The sequence below is a fragment of the Streptomyces sp. NBC_00005 genome (assembly GCF_045160215.1).
In the GTDB taxonomy this organism is placed as follows: domain Bacteria; phylum Actinomycetota; class Actinomycetes; order Streptomycetales; family Streptomycetaceae; genus Streptomyces.
Map to the genome: position 1 here is coordinate 10,731,044 of NZ_CP108316.1, position 15,834 is coordinate 10,746,877.

Consider the following 15,834-nt stretch of genomic DNA (forward strand, 5'->3'; position numbering starts at 1 on the left):
ATGACAACCAGCATGAACACCAGCCCCCTGACCAGCCCGCTGCTCTCCGTCCAGAACGTGACCAAGGCCTTCCCCGGCCCGCGCAAGACCCGTAACCCGGTGATCCACGACGTCTCCCTGGACCTCGCGCCCGGTGAGTTCGTGTCGGTCATCGGCCCCAGCGGCTGCGGCAAGTCCACGCTGTTCCAGATACTCGCCGGGATCCTGCGCCCGGACGAGGGGTCCGTCACCTACCACGGCGATGCGACCCGAGGGCCGTACTCGGCGTACATGCCGCAGAAGGACCTGCTCCTGCCCTGGCTCACCGCCCAGGACAACGCCGCGCTCGGATTGACACTCGGCGGGATGTCGAAGGCCGACGCCCGCAAGAAGGTGGCCTCCCTGCTGGGGACGTTCCGGCTCGACGGATACGCCGACGCCTACCCCTTCGAGCTGTCCGGCGGCATGCGGCAACGCGTCGCGCTGCTGCGCACGATGGTCCTGGAACGGCCGATCCTGCTGCTCGACGAACCCTTCGGCGCACTCGACTACCTCACCCGCACGGAACTGCAGATCTGGCTCTCCCAGATCTGCGCCGAACTCGGCCAGTCGACCATCCTCATCACCCATGACGTCCCCGAGGCGCTCATGCTGTCCGACCGCGTCTACGTCCTCTCCAACCGGCCGGCCGAGGTGCGCATGGTGCTGGAACAGCCCGAACCGCGCCCGCGCACCTTGGACTTCATGGAGACCGAGGTCTTCACCCACAACGAACGCACGCTGCTCGCCGAGCTCACCCACAGCGCGGCGCGACCGGCAGGCGTCAGCTGATCACCGATCCGAAATTCCACCCGACAGTCCAAGGGGGGCACCATGTCATCCGCGTCATCCGCGTCGTCCGAGTTCCGCGTTCCGGTCATTGACATCGGCCCGTACGCCGGTGACGGATCCGCTGCCGACAAGGCAGAGGTCGCGCGCCGACTCGACCACGCCTGCCGCACCGTGGGTTTCATCCAGGTCGTCGGCCACGGGATCGTGGACGAGATCCTCGACGGACTCGGCGACGCGATCGACGGGTTCTTCGCACTTCCCCTGGAGTCGAAGAAGCAGTGGGTCCGCCCGGCGGGCGAGAACCGCGGCTACAGCCCGCCCAAGAGCGAGTCGCTGAGCTACAGCGTCGGCCTCGACCCCGTGACTCGTATGAACGACTTCTTCGAGGCGTTCAACGTCGGGACCTCCGCCGCCGAGTACCCGGGCGCCGAGGTGTCCGAAGCGGACTATCCGCCCTCGGTGTGGCCCACCGAACCTTCGTCGTTCAAGGAGCAGGTCGAGGCCTACTACGCCGAGGCCCGGCGCGTCGCCCGCACCCTCACCGAGGTCGTCGCGGACGCCCTCGGGGTCGAGCAGTCCTACGTCGAGGGCCTCACCGACCACTCGATCGACGTGCTCCGCATGAACAACTACGCCCTGCCGCCCGGTGAGATCGAGCTGGGCGCCGAACTCACCGGCATGAGCGAGCACACCGACTTCGGTCTGCTGACCGTCCTGTGGGCCGACCAGGTCGAAGGCCTTCAGGTGCTCGGCAGCGACAACGCATGGCACGACGTCCAGCCCGCCGACGGCGCACTCCTGGTCAACCTCGGTGACCTGGCGGCCCGGCTGACGAACGACGCGTGGATGTCCACGCTGCACCGGGTCACGCCGCCCGTGGTGCACGGAACCATCAAGCGCCGCAGGTCGGCCGCGTTCTTCCACGACGGGAACGCGGACGCCGTCGTCGCGCCCCTGCCGTCCTTCGTCGCCGAGGGGGAGGAGGCGTTCTACGAGCCGATCACGGTCAAGGACCACATCCTCGCGAAGCTGAAGGGCTCCCGGGCGGGCCGCAAGAACCCCCACGCCCCGCGCGAGGCCGCCAGGGTGACCGCCGCCGCCGGCTGACGGGGCGTACGCCGTGGACAACACCGGTCCCACCGGCCGGCGATGAGCCCCGTGCCCGCCGACGGGACCGGCGCCCCCGCGCGGCCGGCGACCACGCTTCGACCCAGGAGGTACGACCATGCCCTCATCCGGCGACCCGAACGCCACCGACGAATTCCCGCCGATGGCACGGGAGGAGGAACGGGTGGTGCTGGCCCGGCGGCTCCCCAAGGCGGAGCTGCACATGCACCAGGTGGGCTCGCTGGCCCCGTCCGAGCTGGCCCGGCTGCACAGGCGGACCACGGGGGCCAGCCTGTCCCGGGCCGAGGCGGACTCCGCCTACGATCTGCGCAGTCTCGGGAAGTTCTTCGACGACCTGGACCGGGCGGTCCGGCTCTGGGGCGACGAGGCGCTGGTCACCGAGGGCGTGCTGCGCATGATCGCCGGCGCCTACGACCGCGGCGTCCGCCATCTGGAGCTGCTGTGCACCCCGGATCTGCACCGGGACGAGATCGGCATGGAGCCCGAGGTGCTGCTGCGGGCGGTCGGCGAGGCGTTCCGCGTCGCAGGCGACGAACTCGGGCTCACCGGCGGCATCATCATCGAACTGCACCGCTTCGGCGGCCCGCAGGCCGCCCTCGACCTGGTCGAGCAGACCGCCGCACTGCGCGAGAAGGGCATCCCGATCCTCGGCTACGGCAACGACGGCGACCATCACACCGTCCCGTTCGAGGCCCTGGCGCCGGCCTACGAGCGGGCCCGGGCCGAGGGCTACCGGCTCACCGGCCACGCCGACGTGATCGAGGACATCGCCGCCGCGCTCGACCTCGGCCTCGACCGCATCGACCACGGCTGGATGGGCGTCGACGACCCGGAGGTACTGCGCCGCCTCCGGGCCACTCGTACGCCGATGACCTTCACGCCCACCGCGTACGCGCTCGGCGGACTGGTCTCCCGGACCCGCTACGTCGACGCCTGGCGCGTCCTGGACGACAGCGGCGTACCGCTGCTGATCGGCACCGACGACCCGGAGCTGTTCCACACCGACCTCGCCCAGGACTACGCACTCCTGGCCAACGCGCTGCGATGGTCCAACGAACAGCTGGGCGCCGCCGCGAAGCGTTCGCTGGCCCACGCCTGGTTCTTCGACAGCGACGGCGCCGACGTACGCGCACACTGGTTCGCCGAGATCGACGCGCTCGTCGCCGACCCCCGCAGCCCGCGCCGGGAAGGACGGACGGGAGGCTGACGAGGACATGGGGCGCGAGGCGTGACGCATCGAGATCCCCTAAGAGGAGAGGGCGAAGGCGCCAACCACGGTCCATTGTTGGTGCCTTCGCATGGGCGTACGGGTTCATCCGGCCGTGCGGGCCCACTGCCTGTCGACGAACTGCCGTATCTCACGGGCCTTTTCGTCGTCCTCCGGTGTGTTCCCCAGGAACATGCCGTGTCCGGCGGCCTCGAACACATGCAGCTCGGCCTCGACACCGGCCGCGCGCAGCGCCCGGTGCATCCGGACCGTGTCCGACAGCAGCAGGTCACGGGTGCCGCTGGCGAGGACGGTCGGTGGGAAACCCTTGGTGAAGTCGCCGAAGAGCGGGGAGAGACAGGGGTCGCGCAGGTCGTGGCCATCGGCGTACAGCTGGATGGCCGGCAGGAGGCTGCCCGTCAGCACGTTGTCCAGGCCGAGGTTCGTCTGCCAGGTGTCGCCCGCCTCGGTCAGGTCGGTGGCCGGAGTGCTCAGCACCAGCGCGGCCGGAAGCGGGAGTTGCTCGTCCCGGGCCCGCAGCATGAGGGCGGCGGCGAGGTTGCCGCCCGCCGAACTGCCCCCGACGACGATCTCCTCGGGGCGCCGCTCCTTCAACAGCGCCCGGTACGCGGTCAGGCAGTCGTCGAGTGCCGCCGGGTAGCGATGGTCGGGCGGCATCCGGTAGTCGACCGCCCACACCCGAGCCCCGACCGACACCGAGGTCAGTGCGCCCCGAACGCGGCACACTTCTCCCTTCCCCGAGATCCAGCCCCCGCCATGGATGTCGAGGTAGACCCTGCGGTCGTCGGCCGCGAGGCCCGTCGGCGTGATCACATGTACTGGGAGGCCGCCGAGGTCGATCCGCTCGACCTCACCATCGAAAACGGGGAGCGTACCGCCGACCATGCCTCGTACGGCCTCGTCCGTCACGACGGCCAACGCCCGCCAGCCGTCGAGGTCGTTGGGCCCCGGATACCGCGTGGCCTGTGCTGCCATCCCGCGCACGATCGATGCCTGCGCCTCCGGGCTCACCGACGTGGGCACCGGGATGTCACGGGCCGGCAGACGAAGTGCCGGACGTGTGCGGTCAGTTGGCATCGGTCGCCTCCTCGGTCGCCGTCATGCGGACTGCTCTTCCAACCCCTCGCCGCCGTTGCGGGCGACCTCTCCCAGCCACGCGAGGCTCGGTTTCGGGTGCCGCTCGAAGGTCTCCCTGTCCACGGCGATGAGGCCGAACGTCGGTTCCCAGTGGCCCCATTCGTAGTTGTCGAGAGCGCTCCAGTGGAGGTAGCCGCGTACGTCGATGCCGTCGTCGACGGCCGCGAACAGGTGCCGTAGGGCTTCGGAGGTGTACGCGATCCGTTGGGTGTCGTCGGCGGTGGCGATGCCGTTCTCGGTGACGAGGATCGGGATGCCGCCGGTGACGTCCCACGTGTGGCGGACGGCGATGCCGAGGGCGTCGGGCCGGTACGCGTTCCCCGTGAGTGTGGTGTCGGGGCCGAGGGGATGGGGGACGATGCCGTTCTCGTCGACTGCCTGGCTGGTGTAGGACTGCACTCCGATGAAGTCGTCGCCGCGAGCCGCTTCGAGGTACAAGTCCTCGCGGACGTACCGGACTTCGCGCAGCTTCTCCTCGTTCCCGGGAGTCGGGGTGAGGGCCTGGTTGGCCACGGTCCAGCCGGACTTGGCGTCGGTGCGTGCCTTGAGGATCTCGCGGGCGGCCTGGTGGGCCTCGGCCAGCCGGTGACCCGCCTTCGGGTCGGGGGAGGGCAGTACCGGGCGCGCGGCCCCCTCGACCGTGGGGCTCATCCACTTCTTCACCTCCTTCTCGGAGGCCGGTGGAGCCTGGCTCATCGTGGCCATCAGGGCGAGCATGTTGGGTTCGTTGATGGTGCAGACCCACTCGACGCCGTCGAGGATCCGGGTGGCCGTCTCGACGTAGGACCGAAAGCGGTCGATGGCGCGGTCGCTCGTCCAGCCGCCGTCCTCGGTGAACCAGCGAGGGTGCGTGAAGTGGTGAAGCGTGACGACCGGGGTGAGGCCGAGGGCGAGCGAGGTGTCGATCATCCGCCGGTAGTGGGCGAGTTCGGCGCGTGAGACATGTCCTTCGACGGGCTCGATGCGGGCCCACTCGATGCCGAAGCGGTAGGAGTTCAGGCCCGCGTCGGCCAGCAACTGCATGTCCTCGGCATAGCGGTGGTAGCTGTCGATCGCGTCGCCGCTGCGCTCCATGCCGGGCATGAGCTGTTCGCGGAGCCACCAGTCGCTGTTGATGTTGTTGCCCTCGACCTGGGTGGGGGCGGTCGACGCACCCCACAGGAAGTCGGGGCGCAGGCGTGTGCTGTCAGTCATCGGTTCGTCTTCTCCAGGATCTGGGCCAGGTCGTCGGCGGAGAGGGAAATACCGGGGAAGTGGAGGAACTGCCGGGCAGGGATCGACGCGACCATGTGGATGAGGCCGCTGTTGGCCTCCGACTGCTGCCGCTTCTCCTCGGTCGCACCGGCGTCGAGCGCCTGTTGCAGCAGGGGGCCCGCGACCGGATGGGCGAGCCAGTCGCCGAGGGAGGAGTCGAGGGACAGGGCGGTGCCGGTAGTGTCACCGGTCAACGTGAAGGTCTGCTCGGCGACGACGTGGGAGGCGTTCTCGCCGACCTGGATCGTGTACGAGCCGGGGGCGACCGCCCAACCGCGCTGTTCGATGTCGTAGTAGGCGAACGCGCGCCGCTCCAGCGGGAGTTCGACGGTGCGGGACTCCCCGGGAGGCAGTGCGACCTTGGTGAAGGCGCGCAGTTCACGGGCAGGGCGCCGGACCGGTCCCGCGGTGGTGGCGACGTAGACCTGGACGACGTGCTTTCCGGTCCGGTCTCCCGTGTTGATCGCGGTGACCCTGGCGGTGGCGCTGTCATCGCCCGTGACGTCGACGGACAAGTCATCGGTACGGAACGTGGTGTAGCTCAGCCCGTGCCCGAAGGGATAGCGGACCGCGCGTCCGACGGTCTCGTAGTGGCGGTAGCCGACCATCACGCCTTCGCCGTACCGGACATGACCGGCTTCACCGGGGAACGTCAGATAGCTGGGGGTGTCCTCCAGCCGGAGCGGGAAACTCTCGGCCAGATGGCCGGAGGGATTGACGACGCCGAAGAGCACGTCCGCGAGGGCGCCGCCTCCCGCCTGCCCGAGCAGCCAGCCCGCCACGATCGCGTCGACGTCGTCGTGCCAGCCCTCCAGGGACACCACACCGCCGGTGGACAGGACGACCACGGTGCGCGGAGCGGCGGCGGCGACGGCGCGTACGAGTTCCAACTGGTCGACGGGCAGGTCGAGTTGCTCGCGGTCGGTGCCCTCGGTCTCGCCGCGCAGCCCGAGGAAGAGTACGGCGGTCTCGGCTTCTCCGGCCACCCGTACGGCCTCTTCGCGCAACGCCTCGGGATCCCGTGTTCCGTCGCTGGTGAAGCCCGCCGCGTAGGTGATGATCCCGCCGAGTTCCTGGATCGCCTCCAACGGGGTGTCGACACGGGTGGCGTTGATCCGCGAACTGCCGTCACCCTGGAACGCGGGGACGGTCGCGAACTCACCGATGACAGCGATGCGTGCGGGCTGCGCGAGAGGGAGAGTCTCGTCGTCGTTCTTCAGCAGGACGACGCAGTCGGCGGCCAACTCCCTTGCCAGCGCGTGGTGTGCGGTGGGCACCACCGGCCCCGCTTCGGTGCGGACGACTGGCTGCGCTTCGGTGGGGACCACTGACTCCGCTTCGGCGGACACGACCGGCTCCGCCGTCTCCCGAGCCGCCCCGGCCGGCCCGGCGAGTCCAAGCACACGCCGGACGCTCGCATCGACCACGACCTCGTCCAGCACCCCCTCGCGCACGGCCCGTACGATCGCCGCGTCGTTGGCAGGATCGGGCCCGGGCATCTGAAGGTCGAGCCCCGCGGAAAGGGCAGCCACCCGGTCGCCGACCGCGCCCCAGTCCGAGACGACGACGCCCTCGAACTCCCACTCCGCGCGCAGGACTTCGGTGAGCAGCCAGTGGTTCTCCGAGGCCGGGACACCGTTGACGCGGTTGTAGGCGGCCATGACAGCGGCCGGACGTGCCTCGACGACGATGCGTTCGAAGGCCGGCAGGTAGATCTCCCGCAGGGTGCGTTCGTCGACGTCCACGCTGACGCGCATCCGCCCCGTCTCCTGGTTGTTGGCCGCGAAGTGCTTGACGGTGGCGCCCACACCCTGGGACTGGAGGGCCCGTACGAAGGCCGCTCCGAGGACGCCGGAGAGGAGCGGGTCCTCGGAGTAGTACTCGAAGTTGCGCCCGCACAGCGGGGACCGCTTGATGTTCACACCCGGGCCCAGGACGACCCCGACACCCAGCGAGACGGCTTCCCGACCCACCAACTCACCGACTCTCGCGGCGAGTTCGCTGTCCCAGCTGGAGCCGACGGCGACGGCCGGAGGGAAGCAGGTGGCCCGTTCGCTCGCGAAGAAGCCCAAGTGATCGGAGTCGGCCAGCTGGCGGCGGATCCCGTGCGGGCCGTCGGTCAATACGACCGCGGGGACCCCCGCCCAGTCGAGGGGCCTGGTGGACCAGAAGTCCCCTCCCGCGAGCAGGGACGCCTTCTCCTCCAGGGGGAGTGCGGCGGGGTCGGGCTGCTGCATGGGCGAGATCCCTTCGGCTGCACAGGCCCATGTGAGGGGCCGGAATGTTTCCGCGTCGAAAATCTATCACTCCAAAAAATTTAGAGCTAGCCTGCGCGCGAGGAGCGCAAGGGCTCCATCCGTATACGGAAGCCGGGGTGCCGGATGTCACTCAACGTCGAGTCGCAGCACAAGGAAGAGGAAGCCGGGAAGGCCGGCTTCGGCGCGCGGTACGCGCTGATGCTGATCGTGCTGCTCTGGGCCTCCCAGCTGACCGGTCTGGTCGGTCTGATCTCTGGAAACGCCCAGTCCGCGATCGCCATCCACTTCCACACCACCAAGATCGCCTGGTTCAACCAGATCGGGTTGCTGGTCGGCGTGTTCGCCACACCCTTCGTGGTGAAGGCCGCCGCGATGTACGGCAAGAAGCGCGTCATGGTCGTCATCACCACGCTCGCCCTGGTCGGCGACCTGATCGCCGCCCTCGCGCCGAACTACGGGACCCTGCTCGTCGGACGGGGCATCTCGGGCTTCTACGGCGCGGCGGCATCCCTGGTCTACGCGCTGACGCGGGACGTGTTCCCGCGCCGCCTGGTGGGCCCGGCCAGCGGATTCCTCGGCGGCGGTGTCGGTCTGGTCGCGCTGGGCGGCCCGTTCCTGTCCGGCTGGCTCCTCGACGACCACGGCTTCCGCGCGGCGCTCTGGTTCCTGGTGGTGGGTACGGCACTGGCTCTCGTGCTGTTGCTGGCCGTCGTCCCCGAGAGCCCGGTGCGCGAGGAACGTTCCCGCATGGACTGGGCAGGCGGCCTGCTGCTGGGCGGCGGCCTCACCGCCATCGTCTACGGCATCGGGGAGGGCTCGGGCTGGGGCTGGACCAGCGGCCGTACGCTGGCCTGCATCGGCGGCGGGCTCATCGCCGTGATCGCCTTCCTGGGAGTCGAGCGGAGGGTTGCCCACCCCATGTTCCCGATCTCCCTGCTGGGCCGTCGCCGGGTGTGGACCACCTTCCTGGCCACGGGCCTGCTCGCGGGCTCGATCTACGCCGGCGGCATCGTGACGAACCTGCTCACTCTCATGCCGCGCATCCCGGGGATCTCCGACGGGCTGGGCTGGACCGCCACGAAGGGAGCCCTGGTCGCCGCGCCCGGCAGCATCCTGATCATCGGGTCCGCGGTGGTGAGCGGAATGCTCGCCCGCCGTTTCGACTCACGCCTGTTGCTGGGGATCGGTGGCGGACTGGTGGCCATCGGGATCGGTCTCACCTCCCAATTCCACTACCACGTCAGCCAGTTCATCGCGATCGGCGTCTTCAGTGCGGTCGGGATGGGCATGGTCGTGTCCATGATTCCGGTCATGGTCATCGAGTCCGTGGAGCCGGAGGAGCAGGCACTGGCCAACGGCGCCCAGGGCATGACACAGGGCGTCGTCCAGGGGCTGCTCACCCAGGTCGCCTTCGTGGTCCTGGCCAAGCAGGGCACGGTGGTGAAGGGTACGGAGTTCTACGGCGACCGAGGATTCACCAACGGGTTCCTGCTCTTCGCCGGCGCGATCGCGGTCGCCGCGCTGCTGGTGCTGCTGATCCCCAGGGGCAAGCGTCTCGACGAGGCCGAGGCCGGCCAGGCGGCCTGACCAACTCCCTTACCCAAAGGGCGTGTTAAGCGACTACTCGGCCGGCTCCTGCGCGGAGCCGGCCGAAGTCGCGAGCATGCGAGTGAACGTCTCGGCGATCGCGGCGATGTTCACGGAAGGGTCGTGCATCCACTGGATCTGCAACCCGTCCAGTACCGCGAGCAGCACCCTGGCGAGGTGGTCGGCCGGTTCGTCCGCCCGGATGACACCGCTCTCCTGCTGCACCTGGAGGTCGTGCGCGACCTCGCCCGACAGCTTCCGGTAGCGCTCGGTGAAGTAGTCGTGCGCCGGACTCTCGGGGTCGGTGGCCGCCGCCGAGAGCGTGACGTACAGCTTGGCCAGCCCGGGGTGCTCGGTGGTGTGCCGGGTGGTCGACACCATTGTGTCGACCATGCCCGTCTCCGATCCGGCGGCGCTCGCGAGTTCCTTGCCCAGCACGTCCCGCCGCTCCAGCACGGCGAGCAGCAGCTCGTCACGCGTGGGGAAGTAGTACGTCAGCGCCGGCTGGGTCACCCCGACCCGGTCGGCGATGTCCTGCAGCGAGGCACGCTCTCCGAACTCGTCGACGGCCTCGTAGGCAGCCTGGAGGATCTGTTCCCGGCGCTCCGCGCTCTTGCGGTACGGGCCTCGTGGCTTTCGCTGGTTGGTCACTCGTAGAACCGTACTTCACCATGCATCAGCGGTGACTCACCGTAGGCCCTGAGCTGTTGCGAGCACCCCGTCGACCGTGACCGTCCCGGCGCAGGTCAGCGCGTCGCTGCCGAGCCCGGCCAGTACGGTCACCTCGCCCGGCTCGATGCCGCGGCGGCCGTCGGCCATGGTGTAGTGCAGCCGCTCGACCGGGGCTTCGAGCACGACAGTCCTGCTCTCCCCGGCGGCGAGACCGACGCGAGCGAAGGCGATCAGCTGCCGTACCGGCCGTACGACGGACGCGAATTCGTCGCGCGCGTACAGCTGCACGACCGTTTCGCCGTCCACGGCACCGGTGTTGGACACGGTGAGCCGGGCACGCATCACGCCGTCGGTCAGTTCGACGGCCGGGCGGCCTTCGCGTTCGTCGGGCGTGACCTCGAAGGTCGTGTACGACAGCCCGTGGCCGAAGGCATAGAGGGGCCCCTGTTGGTCGAGGTCGCCGTATCCGTGGCGGGTTCCCGTCGGATGGCCGTAGCCGCTTCCGTGATGGTGGCCGTGGTACAGCGGGAGTTGGCCCAGATGGCGGGGAAAGGTGCTGGGCAGCTTGCCACTTGGGTTGATCAGGCCGAACAGCGTGCGTGCGATCGTGGGACCCGCCTCCTCGCCGAGCAGCGGCGCGAGCAGCAGGGAGTTGGACAGCCGGGCCGCCTTCTCCAGCAGCAGCGGGCGTCCTGACACCACCACGGTCACCAGCAACTTGCCCGTGGCCGCGAGGAGTTCGAGGAGGTCCTCCTGATCCCCGGGCAGGGTCGGCGAGGCGGTCGACTGGCCTTCGCCCGCCGTGTTGTTGCCGACCCAGCCCGTACGTTCGCCGACCACCGCGACGACCACGTCGGCGTCGGCCACGGCGGCCTCGACGACCGAGGCGTCGAGAGGGTCCTCGGCGTCGTGCTCGAAGCGGCCCAGCTGCGCGAACTCGATCTTGGCGTCCAGCTCGCGCAAGGCGTCGAGCACGGTGGAGGCCTCGGGATGGAGCTTCCTGGCCGCGCTCTCGAAGGTGGGATCCATAACGGGCATGCGCGGCTGGAAGATGTCGGTGAACACGAAGGTCGCCGGGTCGATCCCGGGAACCCTGCCCTCCATGACCGCCTGCATGCCGAGCGGCATCTCGGCGCTCGACACCGACGTATAGGCGCCGAAGTGGATCCGCAGCTCGTCGGCGGCGGGCCCGACCACGGCGATGCGGTGCTCGCCGGGGGACAGGGGCAGCGTGCCGTCGTTCTGGAGCAGCACCATGGCGCGAGCCGCGATCTCGCAGCGGACCTCGGCGGCCTCCGCACGGTCCGGAGGCGCCGCCGGTGCGGGCCGCGGACCGACGCCGGGGATCAGTCCGGTCCTGGCCTTCACGGCGAGAACACGGGCCACGGCCACGTCGACGACCCGCTCGTCGAGACGACCGGCGGTGACCTCGTCCACCAGGTGGGAGTAGTTCGGATTGCCGGGAAGTTCCACGTCCAGCCCGGCGGACAGCGCCTGTACCGCCGCCTCGCCCTCCGTGCGCGCGGTGCGGTGGGCGGTGCGCAGCAGGTTGATCGAGTCGTAGTCGCTGACCACCAGGCCGTCGAACGCGAGCGTGTCGCGCAGGAACTCGGTGAGCAGCCAGCGGCTCGCGGTCGCGGGGATGCCGTCGATCTCGTTGTACGCGTTCATCATCAACGCCAGTCCCGCCTCGGCGATCGCCCGGCGAAACGGCTCCGCGTACTCGTCGACCAGCGCCCGGCGCCCGAGTTGGGTGACGGCCTGGTTGAGCGCGCCCTCCGAGGCGCCGTACCCCAGGAAGTGCTTGCCGGTCGCCAGCACGCCGCTCTCCTGCTCCGCGCCCTGGATGCCCCGTACGAACGCGACGGACATCCGCGCGGCCAACTCCGGGTCCTCGCCGTACGTTTCGTGGACACGTCCCCAGCGCGGGTCACGGTTGATGTCCATGACCGGCGAGAACAACAGCTGGACCCCGGTGTCGCGCATGTGCGCGGAGGTGACCGCCGCGGCCCGCCTGGTCAGTTCGGGGTCCCAGGCCGCCGCCTGCGCCCACGACGTGGGGAACTGCGAACCGGAGGCGTGCAGAAATCCGTTGATGCCCTCGTTGTGGACCAGCGCGCCGATCCCGAACGGGGACACCTCGCGTACGACCTCCTGGATCGCCGCCAGTTGCCCCCGCAGGCCGTCGGCGTCCTCACCGAGAAACCATGCCAGGGAGAGATGCCCGACACCGTGCGGACGCAGCTCCCGAAGGCGGCCCGCGTCGACCACGGGACCACCTCCCGCGCCGTCCTGGGATGGGGCGAACACCTCGGGGGCGATCAGGCCGCCGAGTTGGGCGACCTTCTGTTCCAACGTCAGCCGGGAGACCAGGCGTTGGATGTCGTCAGGAGTCGATGTGGTAGCTGGCATGTCACACGTCTTTCGTTCGAGCGGGGGAGGGGCGCACGCCCGCCGCGCCGGACACTTTGGCCACCAGGTGGGCCCAGTCGAGGACTTGGGACGAGGGCGTGTACGTGCCGTCCAGTCGCACAGCTCGATCAGGGTGGGCGTGATGCGCATGGTGGACACCGCCGCCGTGACTCCGGTCCCCGGCTCGGGGTTGAACACCGCGAGGAGGGCATGCCCTCGGGGCGGTCGCGCCAGTGTGCCGACGGCGAGCACTCGTTCCAGACCGTGTGCTCGTCGAAGGCCGCGTTGTAGTCGGTCTTGCTGCAGTTGGTGCAGTAGTACCCGACGCCACGCAGTATCTCGGGATAGGCGGGCATCCAGGCGGGCAGCGGGGCCACGGCGCGCATCTCGTTCGCGGGCGCGTGGCTCTCCGAGGGGATCCCGGTGATCAGGGAGAACCGTGACGACGCGCAGACCGGCGCCGAGCTGTAGGCGTACTCGAAGAGGGTGCCGCGCCCGGCGAGGGAGTCGAGGTGGGGCGTGCGGGCCAGCGGGCCGCCGTAGCAGCCGAAGCGCGGCGGGCAGTCCTCGCCGACGATCCAGAGGATGTTGGGGCGTGCGTTCGTGACTGTGGTCATGGCGTGGCAGACGTCCCGCCTCTCTAAAATCTACTAACCATAGAAATTAGAGACCACTGTTGCCGCGGCGCGCAAGGGCTCCGCGGCTTCCGGACTGTGGGCGTCAGGCCCGGGGGTGGGCTTCCTCGTGACCGAAACCGCGCCCGGCGCGGGGTGACTCGCACCTCCGGTGCGGCACTCCAGCTTCGGGGCGGCGGCGGGCAGCGGACTCGCGCCGACGGGGGACAGGCCGTTCAGGACGAGGACGACGTAGCGCCGCCAGCCCTCGGTCGCCGGGGTCCGTGTTCCACAGGACGCTGATGAGCATGCCCAGGACGCGCTGCATGTCGTCGGGGACGAGGTCGGCGCGGATGAGGCCGGCCTGTTGTCCGCGGTCGACGAGCAGCATCAGGGAGTCGATGGTTGGACATCATCAGCGCGACCGTGTCCCCGTGCCGGACCCCCGACCGTGCGGATGGCGGCCTCGTCCTTGGTGGTCTGCCGGCAACGTCATTGGTCAGCGCTGCGGCCACCCTCGTTGGCGAGTGCCAACAGGGCCCCGAGAGCCCTGAGACCGCGCGTCATGTCGATGCTCTGGTCGTACTGCCAGAGCAGCTGAAGACCATCCACCGCGGCGATCATCAGCTGGGCCAGATCGCCAGGATCCACCCCGGCGGGGAGCTCGCCCAGCTCCTGGAGGTGACTCAGGGAGTCCCGGCCGAGGTCCTGGCTCTGCTCGTAGCGCTCCCGGAAGTACTCGTGAGAAGGGTGCTCGGGGGCCGCGGCGTCCGCCGAAAGGTTCGAGTACAGCGTCACCAGTCCCGGAACCGCGGCGTTGCGATCCACCAGGGTGGCGAGGCGCTCGATCATCGCGGCTGCCGTCTCGGGAAGCCGGTCCATCTCGTAGGCGTCCGCGTCGACCTCGTCGCGTCGGCGGAGCACCTCGGTGAGCAACTGCTCCTTGGTGCCGAAGTGGTGGACGAGTCCGGTGATGCTGAGGTTCGACGCCTCGGCGAGCTCACGCAGGGTGGCTCCGCCGAACCCGCGTTCGGCGATCACTTTGAGGGCGGTGGTGAGGATCTCCTCACGCTTCGCCAGTCCCTTGGGGTACGAGCGGCGGGTCATGGCCCCGAGATTACTCGACGACGAGATCTTGCGGATAAAAAACCGTAAGGCTTACTGTTTCTCTCCAGCGGCAGAGACGTCGACTTTCGGCCAGCTATGTACCCCGGGCACCAGCAGACACTTCTTCGTTCAGTGACGAGCGATCGGGACAACCCATGACAACGACTTCCTCCACTGACGTGTCCGACAGTGATCCGTCACCTTCTGAGCCCGCCTCCACCGCCCAGGTGCTCGCGCCGACCGCACCCGGCACCTCCCCGAAGTACCTGCGCGGTCGCGTCCTTCGACGCTATGCGCTGTGGTACGGAGTCGCGCTCGCCGCGTTCTCCAGCATCTGGGGAGGAGTCGGCACGCTGCTGCTCCCCAACCAGGTCCAGACGCTGGAGATGGCGAAGTTCTTCACGGGCCACGACGCCGGTACGGACCTCCAGAAGCTCACCGCGCTCAAGAACGCCATCGCCGCGGGCACGGCGACGGCGACGCCGGACCAGAGCCGTCTGCTGGGGATCCTGGCCGACTTCGACGCCGGCCGGGCGGAATCCCTGGCGTTGGTCACCTCTGTCGGACTGGTCGCGACGATGGTCGCGCAACCGCTGATCGGTGTCTTCTCCGACCGGACCCGAACCCGAATGGGCCGTCGCGCCCCGTGGATCCTCCTGGGCTCACTCGTCGGCGCCGTGTTTCTCGTCGCGGTCCGCTTCGCGCCGACCGTGGCCGTCCTCGTGGTGCTGTGGGCCATCGCCTCGGTGGCGCTGAACGCCGCGGTCTCTCCCCTGGGCGCGACGCTCGCCGACCGCGTTGTCGAGACTCAGCGCGGCAGCCTGTCGGCGATCGGCGGCTTCGGCTCGTTCCTGGGCGGTGTACTGGGGAGCGTCGGCGCGGGTGTCGCCCTCTCGGCACTCGGTCTGAACAGCTACTTCGTCTTCGCCGGACTGGTCGTGCTGTGCGTCGTGCTCTTCGTGTCGCGAGCCAAGGACGGCTCCTCGCTAGATCTGCACGTGGCGAAGTTCGAGTGGAAGCCGTTCCTGCTCGGCTTCACCTACGCGGTGCGTACGCGGGACTACTTCTGGGTCTGGACGGCTCGCATACTGCTCACCTTCGGATACGGGGTCTCAGGAGCCCTCGGGCTCTACATGCTCCAGAGCTATGTGAAGCCCGCCCTCAGCGTGAGCGAAGCCACGAAGCTCGTGCCCCTGCTCGCCTTGACGGCACTGCCCGCCACAGTGGTCGCGATCGTTGTCGCCGGCCCACTCTCCGACCGGCTGAAGCGACGGAAGTCCTTCGTCTTCGCCGCCTCGGTACTCATGGCCGCGTCCATGGCCATTCCCTTGTTTTTTCCGACGGTCGCCGCACTGTTCGTCCAGGCGGTCGTCGCCGGGTTCGCCTTCGGCATCTACATCCCTGTCGATCAGGCCTTGGTCGTCGACGTGTTGCCGGACCCGAACGCCGCCGGACGTGACCTCGGTGTGGCGGGTCTCGCCATCAACCTGGGTCAGGCGCTCGGTCCGGCCCTCGCCGGGTCTGTCGTGTCGGTCACCGGCGGATACGCGTTCGTCTGGGTGGCCGCACTCGCACTGGTCGGCCTGGCCGCACTCGCCATCCTGCCCGTCCGCAGACCCTGATCTCC

Annotated in this window: 13 protein-coding genes; 5 read left to right on the plus strand and 8 right to left on the minus strand. The window is 69.3% G+C overall.

Features of this window, described 5'->3' with window-relative positions:
* Positions 1-12: 12 nt before the first annotated feature.
* The 3 genes from OG303_RS49020 (at position 13) to OG303_RS49030 (ending at position 3,145) form a co-directional block, all read left to right on the plus strand.
* Positions 13-810 (plus strand): ABC transporter ATP-binding protein, encoded by a 798-nt coding sequence (locus OG303_RS49020; RefSeq protein WP_405876554.1) that lies wholly within the window; start codon positions 13-15, stop codon positions 808-810.
* A 42-nt stretch (positions 811-852) separates the two neighbouring features.
* Positions 853-1,917: an isopenicillin N synthase family dioxygenase gene (locus tag OG303_RS49025; RefSeq protein ID WP_405876556.1), complete on the plus strand. Its 1,065-nt coding sequence runs from the start codon at positions 853-855 to the stop codon at positions 1,915-1,917.
* Positions 1,918-2,035: 118 nt separating this feature from the next.
* Complete coding sequence (locus tag OG303_RS49030) at positions 2,036-3,145, plus strand: adenosine deaminase (protein ID WP_405876558.1); 1,110 nt, start codon at positions 2,036-2,038, stop codon at positions 3,143-3,145.
* A 105-nt stretch (positions 3,146-3,250) separates the two neighbouring features.
* On the opposite strand, the gene OG303_RS49035 is transcribed toward OG303_RS49030, so the two are convergent.
* From OG303_RS49035 to OG303_RS49045, 3 genes are read right to left on the minus strand one after another with little or no spacing between them, the layout of a single operon-like run.
* Positions 3,251-4,243: an alpha/beta hydrolase gene (locus OG303_RS49035; RefSeq protein ID WP_405876560.1), complete on the minus strand. Its 993-nt coding sequence runs from the start codon at positions 4,241-4,243 to the stop codon at positions 3,251-3,253.
* A 21-nt stretch (positions 4,244-4,264) separates the two neighbouring features.
* The gene (locus OG303_RS49040; RefSeq protein ID WP_405876562.1) at positions 4,265-5,497 is read right to left on the minus strand and encodes a glycoside hydrolase family 1 protein; all 1,233 of its coding nucleotides are present in this window, start codon (positions 5,495-5,497) and stop codon (positions 4,265-4,267) included.
* Positions 5,494-7,794, minus strand: coding sequence for a beta-glucosidase (locus tag OG303_RS49045; RefSeq protein ID WP_405876564.1), 2,301 nt, complete (start codon positions 7,792-7,794; stop codon positions 5,494-5,496). The genes OG303_RS49040 and OG303_RS49045 overlap by 4 nt, the downstream gene beginning before the upstream one ends.
* A gap of 144 nt (positions 7,795-7,938) precedes the next feature.
* Between OG303_RS49045 and OG303_RS49050 the strand changes: the two genes are divergently transcribed.
* A complete protein-coding gene (locus OG303_RS49050; RefSeq protein ID WP_405876566.1) occupies positions 7,939-9,402 on the plus strand; it encodes an MFS transporter in 1,464 nt (487 codons plus the stop codon).
* A 33-nt stretch (positions 9,403-9,435) separates the two neighbouring features.
* On the opposite strand, the gene OG303_RS49055 is transcribed toward OG303_RS49050, so the two are convergent.
* From OG303_RS49055 to OG303_RS49075, 5 genes are all read right to left on the minus strand, one after another.
* On the minus strand, positions 9,436-10,053 hold the full coding sequence (locus OG303_RS49055) for a TetR/AcrR family transcriptional regulator (RefSeq protein WP_405876568.1): 618 nt from the start codon (positions 10,051-10,053) through the stop codon (positions 9,436-9,438).
* A gap of 36 nt (positions 10,054-10,089) precedes the next feature.
* Positions 10,090-12,486 carry a glycoside hydrolase family 3 N-terminal domain-containing protein gene (locus tag OG303_RS49060; protein ID WP_405876570.1) on the minus strand — a complete coding sequence of 799 codons (2,397 nt, stop codon included), beginning with the start codon at positions 12,484-12,486 and terminating at the stop codon, positions 10,090-10,092.
* Positions 12,487-12,614: 128 nt separating this feature from the next.
* A complete protein-coding gene (locus OG303_RS49065; protein WP_405876572.1) occupies positions 12,615-13,103 on the minus strand; it encodes a sulfatase-like hydrolase/transferase in 489 nt (162 codons plus the stop codon).
* Between the two features lie 103 nt (positions 13,104-13,206).
* Entirely contained in the window at positions 13,207-13,491 is a 285-nt protein-coding gene (locus OG303_RS49070) for a hypothetical protein (protein WP_405876574.1), read from the minus strand.
* A 101-nt stretch (positions 13,492-13,592) separates the two neighbouring features.
* Complete coding sequence (locus OG303_RS49075) at positions 13,593-14,207, minus strand: TetR/AcrR family transcriptional regulator (RefSeq protein WP_405876576.1); 615 nt, start codon at positions 14,205-14,207, stop codon at positions 13,593-13,595.
* A gap of 155 nt (positions 14,208-14,362) precedes the next feature.
* On the opposite strand from OG303_RS49075, the gene OG303_RS49080 reads away from it, so the two are divergent.
* On the plus strand, positions 14,363-15,829 hold the full coding sequence (locus tag OG303_RS49080; protein ID WP_405876578.1) for an MFS transporter: 1,467 nt from the start codon (positions 14,363-14,365) through the stop codon (positions 15,827-15,829).
* The last annotated feature ends 5 nt before the right edge of the window (positions 15,830-15,834 follow it).